General features: G+C 60.0%; 15 protein-coding genes. 8 read left to right on the top strand and 7 right to left on the bottom strand.

What is annotated here, in order from left to right:
- The first annotated feature begins 163 nt into the window (after positions 1-163).
- Together M2433_RS02745 and M2433_RS02740 are read left to right on the top strand one after the other, a co-directional pair.
- Positions 164-952, top strand: a complete 789-nt coding sequence (locus tag M2433_RS02745) for a PhzF family phenazine biosynthesis protein (RefSeq protein WP_429052695.1) — start codon at positions 164-166, stop codon at positions 950-952.
- A gap of 27 nt (positions 953-979) precedes the next feature.
- Positions 980-1771, top strand: a complete 792-nt coding sequence (locus M2433_RS02740; RefSeq protein WP_429052693.1) for a PhzF family phenazine biosynthesis protein — start codon at positions 980-982, stop codon at positions 1769-1771.
- On the opposite strand, the gene M2433_RS02735 is transcribed toward M2433_RS02740, so the two are convergent.
- The 6 genes from M2433_RS02735 to M2433_RS02710 all read right to left on the bottom strand — a co-directional run bounded on the left by M2433_RS02735 (position 1768) and on the right by M2433_RS02710 (position 7612).
- The gene (locus M2433_RS02735; RefSeq protein ID WP_063428175.1) at positions 1768-2445 is read right to left on the bottom strand and encodes an SDR family NAD(P)-dependent oxidoreductase; all 678 of its coding nucleotides are present in this window, start codon (positions 2443-2445) and stop codon (positions 1768-1770) included. The genes M2433_RS02740 and M2433_RS02735 overlap by 4 nt on opposite strands.
- Position 2446: 1 nt before the next feature.
- Positions 2447-2917 (bottom strand): YhcH/YjgK/YiaL family protein, encoded by a 471-nt coding sequence (locus M2433_RS02730; protein WP_429052691.1) that lies wholly within the window; start codon positions 2915-2917, stop codon positions 2447-2449.
- Positions 2914-4077: a sialidase family protein gene (locus tag M2433_RS02725; protein ID WP_429052689.1), complete on the bottom strand. Its 1164-nt coding sequence runs from the start codon at positions 4075-4077 to the stop codon at positions 2914-2916. The genes M2433_RS02730 and M2433_RS02725 overlap by 4 nt, the downstream gene beginning before the upstream one ends.
- 1 nt (position 4078) lies before the next feature.
- Complete coding sequence (locus tag M2433_RS02720) at positions 4079-5491, bottom strand: sodium:solute symporter family protein (RefSeq protein ID WP_429052687.1); 1413 nt, start codon at positions 5489-5491, stop codon at positions 4079-4081.
- A gap of 76 nt (positions 5492-5567) precedes the next feature.
- Positions 5568-6452 carry a dihydrodipicolinate synthase family protein gene (locus M2433_RS02715; RefSeq protein ID WP_429052686.1) on the bottom strand — a complete coding sequence of 295 codons (885 nt, stop codon included), beginning with the start codon at positions 6450-6452 and terminating at the stop codon, positions 5568-5570.
- A gap of 17 nt (positions 6453-6469) precedes the next feature.
- On the bottom strand, positions 6470-7612 hold the full coding sequence (locus M2433_RS02710; RefSeq protein WP_429052685.1) for an iron-containing alcohol dehydrogenase: 1143 nt from the start codon (positions 7610-7612) through the stop codon (positions 6470-6472).
- Between the two features lie 173 nt (positions 7613-7785).
- On the opposite strand from M2433_RS02710, the gene dtnK reads away from it, so the two are divergent.
- The 4 genes from dtnK (at position 7786) to M2433_RS02690 (ending at position 11299) form a co-directional block, all read left to right on the top strand.
- Positions 7786-9003 (top strand): D-threonate kinase, encoded by a 1218-nt coding sequence (gene dtnK / locus M2433_RS02705; RefSeq protein ID WP_429052683.1) that lies wholly within the window; start codon positions 7786-7788, stop codon positions 9001-9003.
- Positions 8996-9982, top strand: a complete 987-nt coding sequence (locus M2433_RS02700) for a D-threonate 4-phosphate dehydrogenase (RefSeq protein WP_429052682.1) — start codon at positions 8996-8998, stop codon at positions 9980-9982. Before dtnK ends, M2433_RS02700 begins: the two co-directional genes overlap by 8 nt.
- 1 nt (position 9983) lies before the next feature.
- Positions 9984-10745, top strand: a complete 762-nt coding sequence (locus M2433_RS02695) for a DeoR/GlpR family DNA-binding transcription regulator (protein WP_028017416.1) — start codon at positions 9984-9986, stop codon at positions 10743-10745.
- Positions 10746-10816: 71 nt separating this feature from the next.
- Positions 10817-11299, top strand: coding sequence for a GNAT family N-acetyltransferase (locus M2433_RS02690; RefSeq protein ID WP_063428187.1), 483 nt, complete (start codon positions 10817-10819; stop codon positions 11297-11299).
- On the opposite strand, the gene ptrR is transcribed toward M2433_RS02690, so the two are convergent.
- A complete protein-coding gene (gene ptrR, locus M2433_RS02685) occupies positions 11253-12131 on the bottom strand; it encodes a putrescine utilization regulator PtrR (RefSeq protein WP_047348523.1) in 879 nt (292 codons plus the stop codon). The two genes, M2433_RS02690 and ptrR, sit on opposite strands and share 47 nt — an antisense overlap.
- Positions 12132-12229: 98 nt before the next feature.
- Here ptrR and sad point away from each other — a divergent pair, with 98 nt between their 5' ends.
- Both sad and M2433_RS02675 read left to right on the top strand, forming a co-directional pair.
- Positions 12230-13618, top strand: coding sequence for a succinate-semialdehyde dehydrogenase (sad, locus tag M2433_RS02680; protein ID WP_429052680.1), 1389 nt, complete (start codon positions 12230-12232; stop codon positions 13616-13618).
- A gap of 107 nt (positions 13619-13725) precedes the next feature.
- A complete protein-coding gene (locus M2433_RS02675; RefSeq protein ID WP_429052678.1) occupies positions 13726-15315 on the top strand; it encodes a methyl-accepting chemotaxis protein in 1590 nt (529 codons plus the stop codon).
- The last annotated feature ends 18 nt before the right edge of the window (positions 15316-15333 follow it).

The raw sequence follows: 15333 nt of genomic DNA, 5'->3' as shown, positions 1-15333 counted from the left end.
TTCGTTGCTGAAAAGAAGAGGAGACGATCTTAAAACGTTGAACGGCGAAAACTCAACCATTATGTGATGCAGATCCCAATATTTACCTTATGAAAGCGGTAGCCGGGAATACGGTTTTCATTGAATATAGAAGAACAACACAATAAAAACAGGCGGTAAGACAATGCAGGAGATTGATTTTTATCTGGTCGATGCGTTCAGCGAGACCTCGTTTGGCGGCAATCCGGCCGCCGTTTGCCCGCTCAAGGAATGGTTACCCGACGAGACCTTGCTGAAACTGGCGCAGCAGCATAATCAGTCAGAGACGGCCTTTTTCGTCTGCAGCAAAGGCGGCATTGAGCTACGCTGGTTTACCACGCTTACCGAAGTCAACCTCTGCGGCCACGCTACGCTCGCGGCGGCGCATGTCCTGTTTAGCGAGCTGGACTACCCCGATTCGCGGATCCACTTCGATACCGCGTCTGGTCGCCTGACGGTCAGCCGGGAGGGGGAGTGGATGACGCTGGACTTCCCGGCATGCCCAACCCAGGAAGAGACGCCCCCGCCGGAGATGCTCTCGGCGCTGGGCATCAGCCGCTACGTTGAGGCCCGGAAAGGGCGCGCCTGGCTGATTGTTCTGGACAATCGCCAGCAGGTTGAAGCCCTCGCGCCGCGCTTTTCGGCAATGACGCCTGGCGAGCATAAGGTGAGCGTTACGGCGCGCGGTGAGGGGGAATACGATTTTGTCAGCCGCTTTTTCTCCCCGGGCGTCTCCGTGCCGGAAGACCCGGTTACCGGCTCCGCGCACACGATGCTGATCCCCTACTGGAGCGAGAAGCTGGGTAAAACGACGCTGTTTGCCCGCCAGGTTTCAGCGCGAGGCGGCGATATACGCTGCGAACTGAAAGGCTCGCGCGTGCTGATGGGCGGACAGGCCACACTTTATCTGAAAGGCACAGTTTTTCTGCGCTAAATAGCCATAACAAGAGAGGAAGAGACAATGCAGGAAATTGATTTTTATCTGGTGGATGCCTTCAGCGACAAAACCTTCGGCGGCAACGCCGCAGCGGTATGTCCTCTGGAAGAGTGGCTGCCTGACGAGACGCTGCTCAAAATGGCGCAGCAGCATAACCAGTCTGAAACCGCCTTTTTCGTGCGCACCGACGGTGGGTTTGAGCTGCGCTGGTTCACCACGCTGGATGAAATTAACCTCTGCGGTCATGCCACGCTTGCCGCATCACACGTCATTTTTGAATACCTTGATTATCCGCATACCGAAATCACCTTCACCACGCGCTTTGTCGGCGAGTTGACCGTCAAACGCAGCGGCGACTGGCTGACGCTGAACTTCCCCGCGTGGACGACAGAAGTCGTGGAAAACCCACCCGAAGTGCTGCTTAGCGCGCTGGGCATCCCAGAGGCGAAAGAGGTGCGCGTCGGACGCGATTACATGGTGGTGCTGGAGAGCCAGCAGCAGGTGGAAGCGTTAACGCCGGATATTGGGGCGATGCTTCCGCTGGATAAAATGGTCTGCGTGACGGCGCCGGGAGAGGAGTATGACTTCGTCAGCCGCTTCTTCTGCCCGGGGGAAGGGGTACCGGAAGATCCGGTCACCGGGTCTGCCCACAGCATGCTGATCCCGTACTGGAGCGAAAAGCTGGGTAAAACGTCTCTGAACGCCCGCCAGGTATCGTACCGTGGCGGGGACCTGCGCTGCGAGCTGAAGGGCGACCGCGTGCTGATTGGTGGCCAGGCGACCCTGTATCTGAAAGGGCGCATCTTCCTGCGCTAGCCGAGTGAGGCGCCGCCGCATATCACCATCTCCTGGCCGGTGATAGCGGCGGCGTCGTCGCTAAGCAAGAAACTCACCAGTCCCGCCACCTCCTCTGGCGAGATTAAACGCCCGATTGGCGGACATTTGGGGGGTGAGGTTTCCCGCCCGGGCGCGCTAAGCATCGGCGTTTGGGTGGCGCCCGGCGCGACCACGTTAGCGGTGATCCCGCGCGGAGCCAGCTCCGCCGCCCAGCTTCTGACCATCCCCACCATCGCCGCCTTGGTGGCAACGTACTGCGATCGTCCTGCTGCCCCGCGGGAGGTTCTGCTGCCTATCGCCACCAGCCGTCCTCCCGGGGCCATTGCGGGGGCAAAATGGTTAAACAACGCCTCACAGGCCATGACGTGGAGCTGCCACAGGGACGCGCTAACGCGGCTTTCCAGCTGGCCCAGCGGCGCGGCGGCCATCATCCCGGCGGCATGGATCACCGCCCGGGGCGTAGCGATGGTGTGCAGGGCGCTGCTCAGGGCGTCCGGGTCGGTGATATCAACCTGAAGGCAGGTGAAGCCGGGGGTATCCGGCATCACGGCCCGTCGGCTCAGCCCGGTGACCTGCCAGTCCTCCGCCAGCAAACGCTTAACGATGGCCTCCCCAATTCCGGAGCTGGCTCCGGTAACGACGGCGTGGCGCATGTCATACCTCCAGCATCGCGCGCGGAATTTTAAACACCGCTTTGCGCACGGTCATCGGTGCCTCTGCGGCGCACAGCGCCTGGTGAGGTTCACCGGGACAAAACACTGCAAAGTCGCCCGCGGCCAGGCAGATCCTGACGCTGTGCCCGGCGGACGAAGCAATAAAGAGATCCGGCTTACGCTCTTCGTCACCCGGCCTGCCTGCGGGAAGCGCGCCAGCGTATATGTATTCTTCACCGGCTAACACGATTTGGATATCCGCCCACTGATGATGATACTCCGTGTGCCGCTCGGCGCGCGGCTGGGTTTTCGCCGGGCCGACGTGACAAAACCATGGCGCATCGTCTGGCTGCCAGCGCCCGTCATTGCGTTCGCTGAGCGCCTCAAGCGTGCAGTCTGGGCGCGAAAGCAGGGCGAACAGCGCCGGCGGGAGCCCTGCCAGCGGCAGGGCGTTGAGATGTCCGATAATCATACTGACTCCTTGACCCATTCTGGCGTCACCCGCACGTATTTGATGGCCTGACGGAAGTACGTATACGCGATATGCAGATCCCCTTCAGGACCCTGCTTGATGCTGGGATAGGAGAATTCGCGGTTAAGCTTTTCCAGAGAGTTGTTGGTCATGCAGTAGCCATCCCCCTCGTCCAGATGACGTTGCCACGGCCAGCTTTGACCACCGTCCGGCGAAATGGCGACGGTCATCGGCGCGCGCGGTGCACCCCAGAAGGCAGCCCGACCGTGGGTGACAACCGGCTCTTTGCGTCCGTCGCCATCGTCGATTTCATCGTATAGTGAGGCCCGACGTTCCCGCGCGCCGGCGGCGCTCATGGGGTTAAACACCAGCGCCAGCTCACCGCTCGCAAGCGTGGTCACCTGGATAGACGAGTTGTTATTGGGTAGCTCCGTGGGCTCCGGTACGGACCAGCTTTCACCGTTATCGGTTGATTGGCTGTAATAAATATTGTCCGCCCAGCGGCTGCGGAACAGGGCGACCAGCGTGCCGTTGAGAAGCGGAGTGATGTTCATATGCACGCAGCCCAGGCTGTCCGGCACCTCGACGTCGCGCCACGTTTTGCCACCGTCTTCGGAGATTTTTACCGCGCTGATGTCGTCATTGCCGACCCATTTCTCACCCGGCCGCGTGCGGCAGTAAAACACCGGCAGCAGCCAGCTGCCGTTGTCCAGCACGACAATCGGCTGGCGGATAAACGTGCCCGGTTTATCGAGCAGGGTCGCGATATCTCCCCAGGTTTTACCCAGATCCCGGGACTGGCGATAGCGCACGATGGCCGTGTCCTGATTCCCGGAAACCTGCGCGGTCCACAGCAGCCACAGCACGTTGTCCGGGGCCAGGAACAGAACCGGGTTTTGTTCGGAACGCGTGGCATCGTCCGACAGTTTTACCGCATCGCTCCACTGCTGGCTGCCCGGCGCCAGGCGTGACCCCCATACGGAGATATCCGCAATGCCTTCCTGGGTACCGCCAAACCAGACGCACATCAGCGAGCCGTCCGGCAGCGGCAGCAGGTTCGCCGCGTGGTTTTGTGGGCAAGAGGAAGGCAGCATGGCGGCCTTCACGTGAGCGTCCTGTTGCGGGCGAAGAATCCCGTCGCGGGTTACGGTTACAGACATATCAGACTCCATTATTTTGAGCGGGGGTTGGCGCTTTACCCTGCGCTTTTCCCGGAATGAGACGGTCGATCGCCATGATGACGGCTGGGGTTATCAGGGCGATATACATATTGTTGATGCCGAAAGGATCGCCCAGCAGATACCAGACCGAGGTCACGACGCAGGCGCCAATCAGGCCCGCATTGGCCCCGCGGGTGCTGCGGAAGAACGGGGCGTAAAACGCGATGACGGCCACCACGGAAATCGACAGGCGAATGGCGCGGGTAAAGAACGAGAGCTTCAGCACTTCAGGCACCAGCAGCACAAAAATCAGCGGCAGGAAGCCAATCAGCAGGGAGATCCAGCGGGTGGCCTTAAACTCCTGCTCGGGCGTCGGGTTGCGCATCGGCACGTAAAAGTCTTTGACCACCAGGGAGGCGATGGCCAGCGCAACGGTACTGACGCTGACGAAGATGGACGCCACCAGAGATGTGGTCACCAGGCCGGCCAGCCACGGGTTCATATCCTGCAGGAAAATCGGCATCGCATAGAGGCTATCGATCTCAGGGTGCAGGTATTTTGCCGCCACGCCAATCACCGCGATGGCCAGCGCGATCGGCAGGCAGAAGAAGAAGGCAACCCAGGTAGAGCGTTTGGCTGATTTCACGTCTTTGGTGGAGGAAATCGCCTGAATGACAAACTGGGTACAGAAGATGGAGCCGATGGTGCCAATCAGCCACGCGAAAATGGTCGACGCGCCGATGTTGCCATCCCAGGTCCAGTAGAAGTCCGGCATGTTTTCAATCATCGGCGTAAAACCGCCGGTTTTCGACAGCGCAAAGCCCATGATGGCGAGGATACCGAAGTATTTCAGCGCGCTGTGCAGCACCGTAACCCAGGCCACGCCCTTCATGCCGCCAAAGGCGAAATAGAAGGTGCTGACAATGGCCGTAATAAAGGCGGCCACCGGGAGGTTGACTTTCAGTATCGTGGAAATGGCCGCCGCGCCGCTGACGTAGTTCCCCACGTTAACCAGCAGCAGGGCGTAGATCATGATGATGGAGATAATGTTTTTGGTGCTGTTACCGTATTTTTCAGCAATCGCACCCGAGATGGTGATTTTCCCGGTGTTGTAGATGCGCTTCACCAGCAACAGGCCAAAGAGCGGGAAGCCAATCGCGGCCCCGATAACGGACCATGACGCGGCAAACCCGTCTTCAAACGCCGCCTGCGCGGTACCGATGGTGGATTTAGCGCCGATATACTCGGACATCAGCAGGATCCCGACGATAAACGCCGGCATCGCGCGGGAGCCTTCCATAAAGTCGCCGGAGTTTTTACTGCGGATCCGAAAGGTCAGCCAGGTGGTGAACAGGATGTAGGCAATAACTATGCCCACAATGATCAGGGTATCTTCAGCGGTAAAATTATTCATCTTTGCCTCTCTTCAGGGCGAGTGAATCCTGGGCACCTCAGGCACCCGGTATTCTTATGGACGAAACCAACGCCGGTTAAATGCGTGACGTTGTCACTATTCGGCGTATCTCTGCGAGCTGTTTATCGTTAAACGCCACGGCATAGCGGCTTTCGCCGACCTCTTCTCCCATGAGCTGCAGCGCTTTTTTGACGGCGGCAGGCGAAAACGCCACGCTGTACAGATCGGTGCGCAGTTGCGTAACGCTCTCCTGCGCCAGGCGGGAGCCTTCGATATCGCCCGCGTTAAAGCGTGACCAGATGGCGTTGATGGCCGCCGGCGCCACGTTCGCCAGCCCGGAAATGCAGGCTGAACAGCCGTCGACGAAGCCCTGGTGGATCAGCGAGTCCGGACCGTTGAGCACGTCGAACCCGTCAATGTCGCTTACCGCATTGAGGAATCCGCGCAGGCTCTCGTAGCTTCCGGCGCTGTCCTTGATACCGATGATGTTGGGATGTTCGGCCAGGGCGCGTGCGGTGGCGGGCTCCAGGGTGTTGCCGGTCCGCGCCGGTATGTTGTACAGAAACACCGGCACGGCCAGCGCGTCGGCAATCGCGGTGTAGTGCGCCACAAGTTCAGCCTGCTTTAGCGGCACGAAGTAAGGGGTAATGACGGACACGGCATCGACGCCCAGGGCGGCGATCTGTTTCCCCAGACGGATGGTGTCGCGGGTCGAGATCTCCCCAATGTGCGCCACGACCGGGGCGCGCCCGGCCACCGTTTCGACACAGGTACGGGTGACGGCGATTTTTTCCTCTTCGTTCAGCACGAAAAACTCGCCGTTGGTGCCGCCGCAGAAGATGCCATTGCCCGCGCTGAGCTGACGTTCGATCTGTCGTTTAAGGCCCGACAGATTCAGCGCGCCTTCCGCGTCAAAGGGGGTCACGATGGCCGTCAGTACGCCCCTGATTGTGTTACGCATTTCTCACTCCTTCGATATTAATGTTGGGGAAACAGCGTCCGGTAAATTGCCTGCACTTCGTCATGGTTGACCTGGCAAGGGGCGTTGTTCATTAGCCGCTTAACGTTAAGGGCCGCATCGCTCAGTGCGGCGATGTCCTCGCGCGGGACACCCAGCGTCTCCAGGTTGTCCGGCAGGCTGAGCCTGCGCACCAGCGCGGCAAAGTAATCCACCAGCGCGTGGGATTTCTCTTCGTCTGACAGCGACGTCAACGCGCCGGGCACCAAATCCCAGACCTGCGCAAATTTCGTCACGCAGTGGGGACGAACCGCTCGCATGCAGGGCGCCAGAAGAATGGCGTTGGCGACGCCGTGCGGCAGGTGATATTTGCCGCCGAGCGGATAGGAAAGGGCGTGAACCAGATGCGTGCCGGCATGCGCAATGGCGACCCCGCCGTAGTAAGACGCCCACAGCATCTCCAGCTTCGCCAGCAGATTGCCCGGTTCGGCGCAGGCCGTTTCAATATTGTTGAGCAGCTTAGACAGGCCCATCAGCGCGGCGTTATCGCTGACCGGGTTGGCGACCGTAGAGGTGAAACACTCGATCAGATGGCACAGGGCATCAATCCCGGTGGATGAGGCAATGTGCGCGGGCATGCTGGTCGTCAGCTCCGGCAGCAGGGCGACGTAGTCGGGCAGCAGGACGGGGGAGATAATGCCCACCTTCGTGTTTTGCTCCGGGATGGCCAGAATGGCGTTCGGCGTGGCTTCCGATCCGGTTCCGGCAGTGGCCGGGATCAGCAGCGAGGAGATGCGCTCCACGGGTTTTGTGCCCGCCAGCAGGCTGTCCAGCCCCGGTGACTGCGGGTGGCAGAGCACGGAAAGCAGCTTGGCCACATCCAGGACGCTACCCCCGCCAAGCCCGACGACCAGCCCAAACGTTCCCGTTAACCCGGCAAGCAGCTGGCTCACGTCATGGTGTGAGGGTTCAGGCGGCACCGTATCGATAATCGTGACGCGGCGGTTGTCCTCTTCGAGGATCGCGCGGATCTGCTTTGCCGCCTCCAGACGCGCAATATTGCCGTCCGTCACCAGCAAGAGCTGCGCTTTGTCAGTCAGTAACGGCCTGATGGCGGCGATGGCGTTCGCGCCGCTAATTATGGTGCTGTTAATAGTTACCACGCTTTTCTCCTGTCTCTGTGCCCATGATTGATTTCGCTCAAACAAGACGCTTCATGGTCATCGTGTGGCTAAATTTATAATTTATTCGCAAACTGATTAACTTGATCTTGCTCACATATAATCAATCATGATTGAATATAATCATTAACAGGAAAGGCGAACCCGGAGTGGGGATGAAAGTGAACAATCTGTACAGAGAGGTCGTGGTGGTCGCAGATGACTTTACCGGCGCTAACGACGCCGGCGTCAGCCTGGCGCTGTGCGGCAAAAAAGTCAGCGTGGCGTTTCATACGCCCTTTACCCAGGCGGCCGATGCGCTGATCGTCAATACCGATTCCCGGGCGCTGCGGGCATCGCAGGCGGCGGAAAAGGTGGCCGCGCTCGGGGCGGACATCGCGAATGCCCGCTGGCTCATCAAAAAGATGGATTCCACGCTGCGCGGCAACGCGGGGGTTGAATCGCAGGCCCTGAAGGCATTAAGCGGCAAGCGCCAGGCGATCGTGGCCCCGGCGTACCCCGCGGCAGGGCGCATCACGCGGCACGGCAGGTGTCTGGTAAACGGCATTCCGGTGAATGAAACCGAATTTGCCAGCGATCCCAAAACGCCCGTTCCGTCTGCCGCCATTGCTGACCTGTTTAGCGGCGTGAGCGTTAAAAACGTGACCGTGGAGACGCTGACAGCCGAACTGGCGCAGGGAACGGAGTGGTTGATCGTTGATGCGCAAACCGACGAGGAGCTGGACGCCATTATCGCCGCCGCGCTGGGCTGCGCGCAGACCCCGCTGCTGGTGGGCTCGGCCGGGCTGTGCGATGCGCTGGCCCGCCATCTGGCCCCGGCCCGACGCAAACAGCTGCTGGCCGTGGTGGGCTCGATGAGTGAGATCGCGCAACGACAAATTACGCGGGCTAAGGGTAAGAGGGGCGTCTCGTCGGTACTCATCGATGTGAATGACGCGCTGCGCGGCGACGCGGACGGGTATCTCACACAGATTGCGCAGGTGCTCCAGGCTGGCCATCACTGCATCGTGCATACCTGCGCGGGCCACGAGGCTCGTCATCAGGTGGAGCAGCTCTGCCTGCAGCATCACGTCACCCGCGCGGGTCTGGGCGAAAAAATCTGTACGTTTTTAGGCGAGCTGACCCGACAGGTGCTTGCGGTGCACGAGCCGGACGCGCTTTACGTCTCCGGTGGCGATGTGGCGATGGCCGTCGCCAGGGCACTGGATGCCCGCGGGTTTGAAATCACCGGGTGCATCGCACGATGCGTACCGGTCGGACAATTTGTGGGCTGTAGCTGGCAGCGGCCGGTAATGACCAAAGCAGGGGGCTTCGGAAAGGAAGAGACGCTGCTTGAGGTTTTGCATTTTATCGAGGAGAGACTGAGTGACTAAAATCATCGCTGTAACCATGGGTGACCCGGCCGGCATTGGCCCGGAAATCATTATTAAATCCCTCATCGGGGGCGAGCTGTCAGGGGCGCCCGTGGTGGTGGTGGGCTGTGCCAGAACGCTGCAGCGGGTGCTGGAGAAAGGGATTGCCGGGCAGGCGGATATGCGGATCATCGACGCGGTGAGCGACGCGCGGTTTGCTCCCGGCGTGATCAACGTGCTTGACGAACCGCTTGCAGAACCCGATGCGCTGCAGCCGGGCGTCGTGCAGGCTGCGGCAGGGGACCTGGCCTATCGCTGCGTGAAGCGCGCCACCGAGCTGGCGATGGCGGGCGAGGTGAAAGCGATAGCAACGGCGCCCCTGAACAAAGAGGCACTGCACCTTGCCGGTCACCTTTATCCGGGGCATACCGAACTGTTGGCGCACCTGACCAACAGCAAAGATTACGCCATGGTGCTGTATACCGATAAGCTGAAGGTGATTCACATCACCACCCACATCGCGCTGCGCAAATTCCTTGATACGCTCAATCAGGATCGGGTAAAAACCGTGATTGGCATTGCGGATAGCTTCCTGAAGCGCGTCGGGTTCGAGCATCCCCGCATCGCGGTTGCCGGCGTTAACCCGCATGCGGGGGAGAACGGCCTGTTTGGTGATGAAGAGATCAAGATTGTCGGCCCGGCCGTTGCGGCGATGAAAGCGCAGGGGTTAAACGTCACCGGACCGTGTCCGCCGGATACGGTATTTATGCAATGCCACGAAGGAATGTATGACATGGTCGTTGCGATGTATCACGATCAGGGGCATATTCCGCTAAAATTGCTCGGCTTTTACGACGGGGTAAATATCACCGCCGGCTTGCCGTTTATCCGTACCTCTGCAGACCACGGAACCGCGTTCGATATTGCATGGACCGGGAAAGCCAAGTCTGAGAGCATGACGGTGTCTATTCAGTTGGCTATGCAAATCACACGGGAATGATATGAAGGGATATAACCGGTTAGAGCAGATAATGGATTACCTGAAAGGGCACAATCTGGTGACGGTGGATCAGCTGGTGGCGATTACCGATGCCTCGCCGGCGACGATTCGCCGGGATTTGATCAAGCTCGATCAGGAAGGGGTGATCAGCCGTACCCATGGCGGGGTCACCCTCAACCGGTTTATTCCTTCCCAGCCCACGACGCATGAAAAAATGCAGCGCAGCCTGGCGGAAAAACATGCCATCGCCAGCGCGGCCGCGAGCTTTGTTAAGGCAGGTGACGCCATTGTGCTTGATGCCGGTACCACGATGATTGAACTCGCGCGTCAGCTGACGCATCTGCCGCTTCGCGTAATCACCAGCGACCTGCACATCGCGCTGTTTCTCTCGGAGTTCCGCCAGATTGAAGTGACGATTATCGGCGGGCGTATCGATGATTCGAGCCAGTCCTGCATTGGTGAACACGGGCGTCGCCTGCTGCAAAACGTGTGGCCGGACGTGGCTTTTGTCAGCTGCAACGGTTGGGATATCACCCGCGGCATCACGTCGCCAACGGAAGAGAAGGCCGCGCTGAAGCGTGATTTACTTGCCAATGCAAAACGTCGCGTGCTGCTGGCGGACAGCTCTAAGTACGGTGCCTGGTCGCTGTTTAACGTAGCGCATCTTAATACCCTCACGGATATCGTCACCGACGGCAGGCTGGATGAAACGACGCAGGCGCAGCTTCGGGCGCTGGATATCCCGCTGACGCTGGCGTCATGACATAAGTTAATACTATGAAGCACCCCGGCAGGCCTGCGCTATGTTAAAAACAAAATAGCAAGGAGCCTGCCATGTATTCCATTTCCTCTGCATCTGCACGTCATCCGGACATTCTCACCCTGATCGCGGCGCTCGACCGCTACCAGAGCGAACTCTATCCCGCCGAAAGCAATCATCTGCTCGACCTGGCTGCGTTGCCGGAAGCCTCACTTATCCTGATGGTCATTCGCGACCAGCAGCTTCAGGCGGTCGGCTGCGGGGCCATCGTGCTCAACGGCGACGGAACGGGAGAGATGAAGCGGGTCTACATTGACCCGGCGCATCGGGGGCAACATCTCGGCGAGACGCTGCTGGCCGCTCTTGAAGATGAGGCCCTGAGCCGTCATTGCCATACGGTACGGCTGGAGACGGGCATCAAACAGCGCGCCGCGGTTCGACTTTACGAGCAGTGCGGATACGAAATGCGCCCGGCGTTTGCCCCGTACGTTGACGATCCGCTCAGCCTGTTTATGGAGAAGGCGCTGGTTGTAGACGTTCGTTTAGCAGCGCTATAAAGGCTTCCAGCTGACGGGTCATCGCCCCGCGCCGCCACACCAGCCAGGTGGTGAGCCAGCGCCAGTTTTCCGCCAGCGGCCAGGCTTCAACCTGATGGTGTCCCGGCATGCTTTCCAGCATCGAGCGCGGCATCAGCGCGATGCCCGCACCCGCAATAACGCAGGCGAGCATGCCGTGATAGGACTCCATCTCATGAATGCGGCCGGGCGCGGCTCTGTCCGCATGAAACCAGCTTTCCAGGTGTCGACGGTACGAGCAGTTCGCGCGAAAGGCGTAAACGTCGCTGCCGCTGACCTCTGCGGCGCGTGAGACTTCCGCCTGCCCGGCAGGCGTGACCAGCATCATCTCTTCCCGGTAGACCGGCATACCCTCCAGCTCCGGGTGCGACAGCGGCCCGTCAACAAAGGCGGCGCTTAAGGTTCCCTCCAGCACGCCGTCAATCATCGTCCCGGATGGCCCGGTAGAAAGGGCAAACTGAATGCGCGGGTAGCGCTGGTTAAACAGCGCCAGCGTTTCAGGAATGCGCACCGCGGCGGTACTCTCCAGCGCGCCGAGGGCAAATAACCCCTGCGGCTCATCGCCCGCCACGACCATGCGCGCCTCATCCACCAGCGCCAGGATCTGCCTGCTGTAGCGCAGGAAGTTATGTCCGGCGGGGGATAAACGCAAACGCTGGTTCTCACGAATAAACAGCTCAACGCCCAGGTCAGCTTCCAGCTGGCGGATGCGGGTCGTCAGGTTGGACGGCACGCGATGCACCTTTTGCGCCGCCTGGGTGATGCTGCCCGTCTGCGCGACGGCGTTAAACATTTCAAGCTGGGTTAAGTCCATAGCATTCTCGTTTCGTGAATAAGGTGGTTAATATTATTCATTTTTAAGAAATAGCAGAGTGGACCACAATCAATCAACCGAAATACGTGGAGAACAACATGACTTATTCATCTGCTACACATGCCCTCTCTGTTAACCCGGCAACGGGTGAAACCCTCGCCGCGTATCCGTGGGCGACCCCGGAAGAGGTTGAGCGCGCCATTTCTCAGTCCGACGCGGGGTATCGCCAGTGGCGTCGCGAAAGCGTTTCCCACCGGGCGCAGAAGCTGCGCGATCTCGGCGCCGCGCTGCGAAACCGCGCTGAAGAGATGGCCCAGACGATCTCCCGTGAAATGGGAAAACCCATCCTGCAGGCGCGGGCGGAAGTGGCAAAATCCGCCGCGCTGTGCGACTGGTATGCCGAGCACGGCCCGGCGATGCTGCGTGCGGAACCGACGCTGGTGGAAAACCATAGCGCGATCATTGAATACCGCCCCCTGGGGCCGATTCTCGCGGTGATGCCGTGGAACTTCCCGCTCTGGCAGGTGCTGCGCGGCGCGGTGCCCATCCTGCTGGCGGGAAACAGCTATCTGCTCAAACACGCGCCAAACGTGCTCGGCTCGGCCAAACTGATTGCGCAGATAGCGGCTGACGCCGGTATTCCTGCGGGCGTTTTCGGCTGGGTGAATGCCACCAATGACGGCGTCAGCCAGGCGATTAACGATCGGCGTATTGCGGCGGTGACCGTCACCGGCAGCGTGCGTGCCGGCGCGGCGATTGGCGCGCAAGCCGGGGCTGCGCTGAAAAAATGCGTGCTTGAGCTGGGGGGTTCCGATCCCTTTATCGTTCTTAACGATGCCGACCTCGATCTTGCCGTGAAGGCGGCGGTGGCGGGGCGCTACCAGAATACCGGGCAGGTGTGCGCCGCGGCGAAGCGTTTTATCGTCGAAAAGGGTATCGCCGAGATCTTTACCCGACGTTTTGTCGAGGCCGTTTCTGCGCTGAAGCTGGGCGCACCGGATCGGGAAGAGCACTTTATTGGCCCGATGGCGCGTTACGACCTGCGGGATGAACTGCATCAGCAGGTGCAGGCCACGCTGGCAGAAGGGGCAACCCTGCTGCTGGGCGGGGAGAAAATCAGCGGTGAGGGCAATTATTACGCCCCGACCGTGCTCGGGAACGTGACGCCTGAGATGACCGCCTTCCGCCAGGAGCTGTTTGGCCCGGTCGCGGCCATTACGGTCGCCAAAGACGCGGAGCACGCCCTGACGCTCGCCAACGACAGCGACTTTGGCCTGTCAGCCACCGTCTTTACCGCTGACGCAGCGCTGGCGGATAAATTCTCGCGCGAGCTGGAGTGCGGCGGCGTGTTTATCAACGGCTATAGCGCCAGCGACGCGCGCGTGGCCTTCGGTGGCGTCAAGAAAAGCGGCTTTGGCCGCGAGCTTTCCCACTTTGGCCTGCACGAGTTCTGCAACGTGCAGACGGTGTGGAAGGATCGGGTGTAATTTATTCGGCCCTCATCACGAGGGCCGTTGTCATTTCTCTGCAATGGTTCTGTCATTTTCATTTCGTAGACTCCCACGCGTCTAACGCATTGTTAATGAAGAAAATCATGAACCTAACGCAAATTTTTCGCCGTATTGCGCAGCGTCTCACCCCTCGTCGTTTTGGCCTGCTGGCGGGTATTTTTTGTATCATTGGCCTTTTCTCCGCGCTGCAGCTCTCCTCGTCATTCCTGCTTAACGCCTCACTGAACGAAGCCCAGCGTAACGAGCAGCGCAATCTGCTGGCCTGGCAGCAGCAGAGCAAGCTGGATCTGGCCCGCGTCTCTCTGCTGGCCGCAAGCGACCTGCTTAACCGCGCCGGCGTCTGGTTTATGCAGGATAAAGAGACCGGCTCGGACGGAAGCTGGCACAGCCTGATGGATGACGCGCAAAAGGCGCTGGCGGTTTCTCAGCAGGCGTGGAAGGCCTGGCTGGCGCTGAACCCGCCGAAAGACGATGCCCTGGTGAACAGCTATCAGCTTTTCTACGGCGCGATCGAGGAGCAGGCGCAAGGGCTGATCAAAACCCACACCATCGACGCTTTTTTTGCCGTACCGTCCCAGGCTTTTCAGACTGATTTTAACGATAATTATGCGCGCTATCAGCAGGCAAGCGAGAAGCAGGCCATGCAGGGGCGTCAGAGCCTGATGGCGCAGCTCACCGGCCTGCAAACGCTGTTTCTGTTTGCGCCGGTGCTCCTGCTGGCCATCGCCGCTGCCGTCTGGTTTGGCATGTCCCGGTGGGTGATTACGCCGCTGCGCCGGCTCATTGCGCATATTAACCAGCTGGCGGCAGGGGATCTCTCCGCCACACCGCCGGACGTCATGCGCTTCAACCGGGAAGTCGGGCAGCTTAGCGACAGTATTGCCACCATGCAGCACGGCCTGCAGCAGCTTGTAACGCAGGTCAGCCATGCGACCGCCACCATGGTGGAGAACATTGGCGCCCTCGCGCAGGGTAACCAGAAGCTGTATCAGCAGTCGGCGCGCCAGGCGAAAGAGCTTGAGGACGTAACGACGCATATCGCGGCGCTGGAAACCCATGTGGAAGGAAATACCGGCTATGCCCGGCTCGCCAGCTCGCGGGCGGATGAAGCGCGTCAGGCTGCCGCGGGCGGCGACCAGATGATGTCTACCGTGAATGCTTCGATGCAGGCGATCGTCGACCGATCCGCAGAGATGCGCGGGATCGTGGCAATGATCGACAGCGTCGCGTTTCAGACTAACATCCTGGCGCTGAACGCCGCCATTGAGGCTGCCCATGCCGGAAATCACGGGCGCGGCTTTGCCGTCGTCGCCCGGGAGGTCGGACTGTTGGCCAGAAAGAGCAGCCACTCGACGCAGACCATCCAGGCGCTGATCAACCGCTCCCTGCAGGGCATTGAGGACGGCTCCCGCGCCGTTAACCTGATGGAGGATAATTTGCAGCAGGTCACCGCTCTGGTGGGCAATTTAAGCAGTTTGCTGAATGAGATCTCCACCGCCACGCTCAGCCAGGGGGAGAGTATTCATCAGATGACGCGTCAGCTTCAGGCGCTTAATCAGGTCTCACGCCAGACGGACAGGCTGGTCTCTGACGCCTCGGAGGCCTCGGAGCGTCTGCAAAAGCAATCCGATCTTTTATTGCAGGCCGTTTCGCGTTTTCGTCTTAGCGCCTGACGCAATACATAAGCCTCT

It is taken from the genome of Enterobacter sp. AC1 (assembly GCF_050434705.1).
In the GTDB taxonomy this organism is placed as follows: domain Bacteria; phylum Pseudomonadota; class Gammaproteobacteria; order Enterobacterales; family Enterobacteriaceae; genus Enterobacter; species Enterobacter cloacae_L.
The sequence above is the reverse complement of the archived record's forward strand: the minus strand, read 5'-3'. Positions and strand labels throughout refer to the sequence as shown.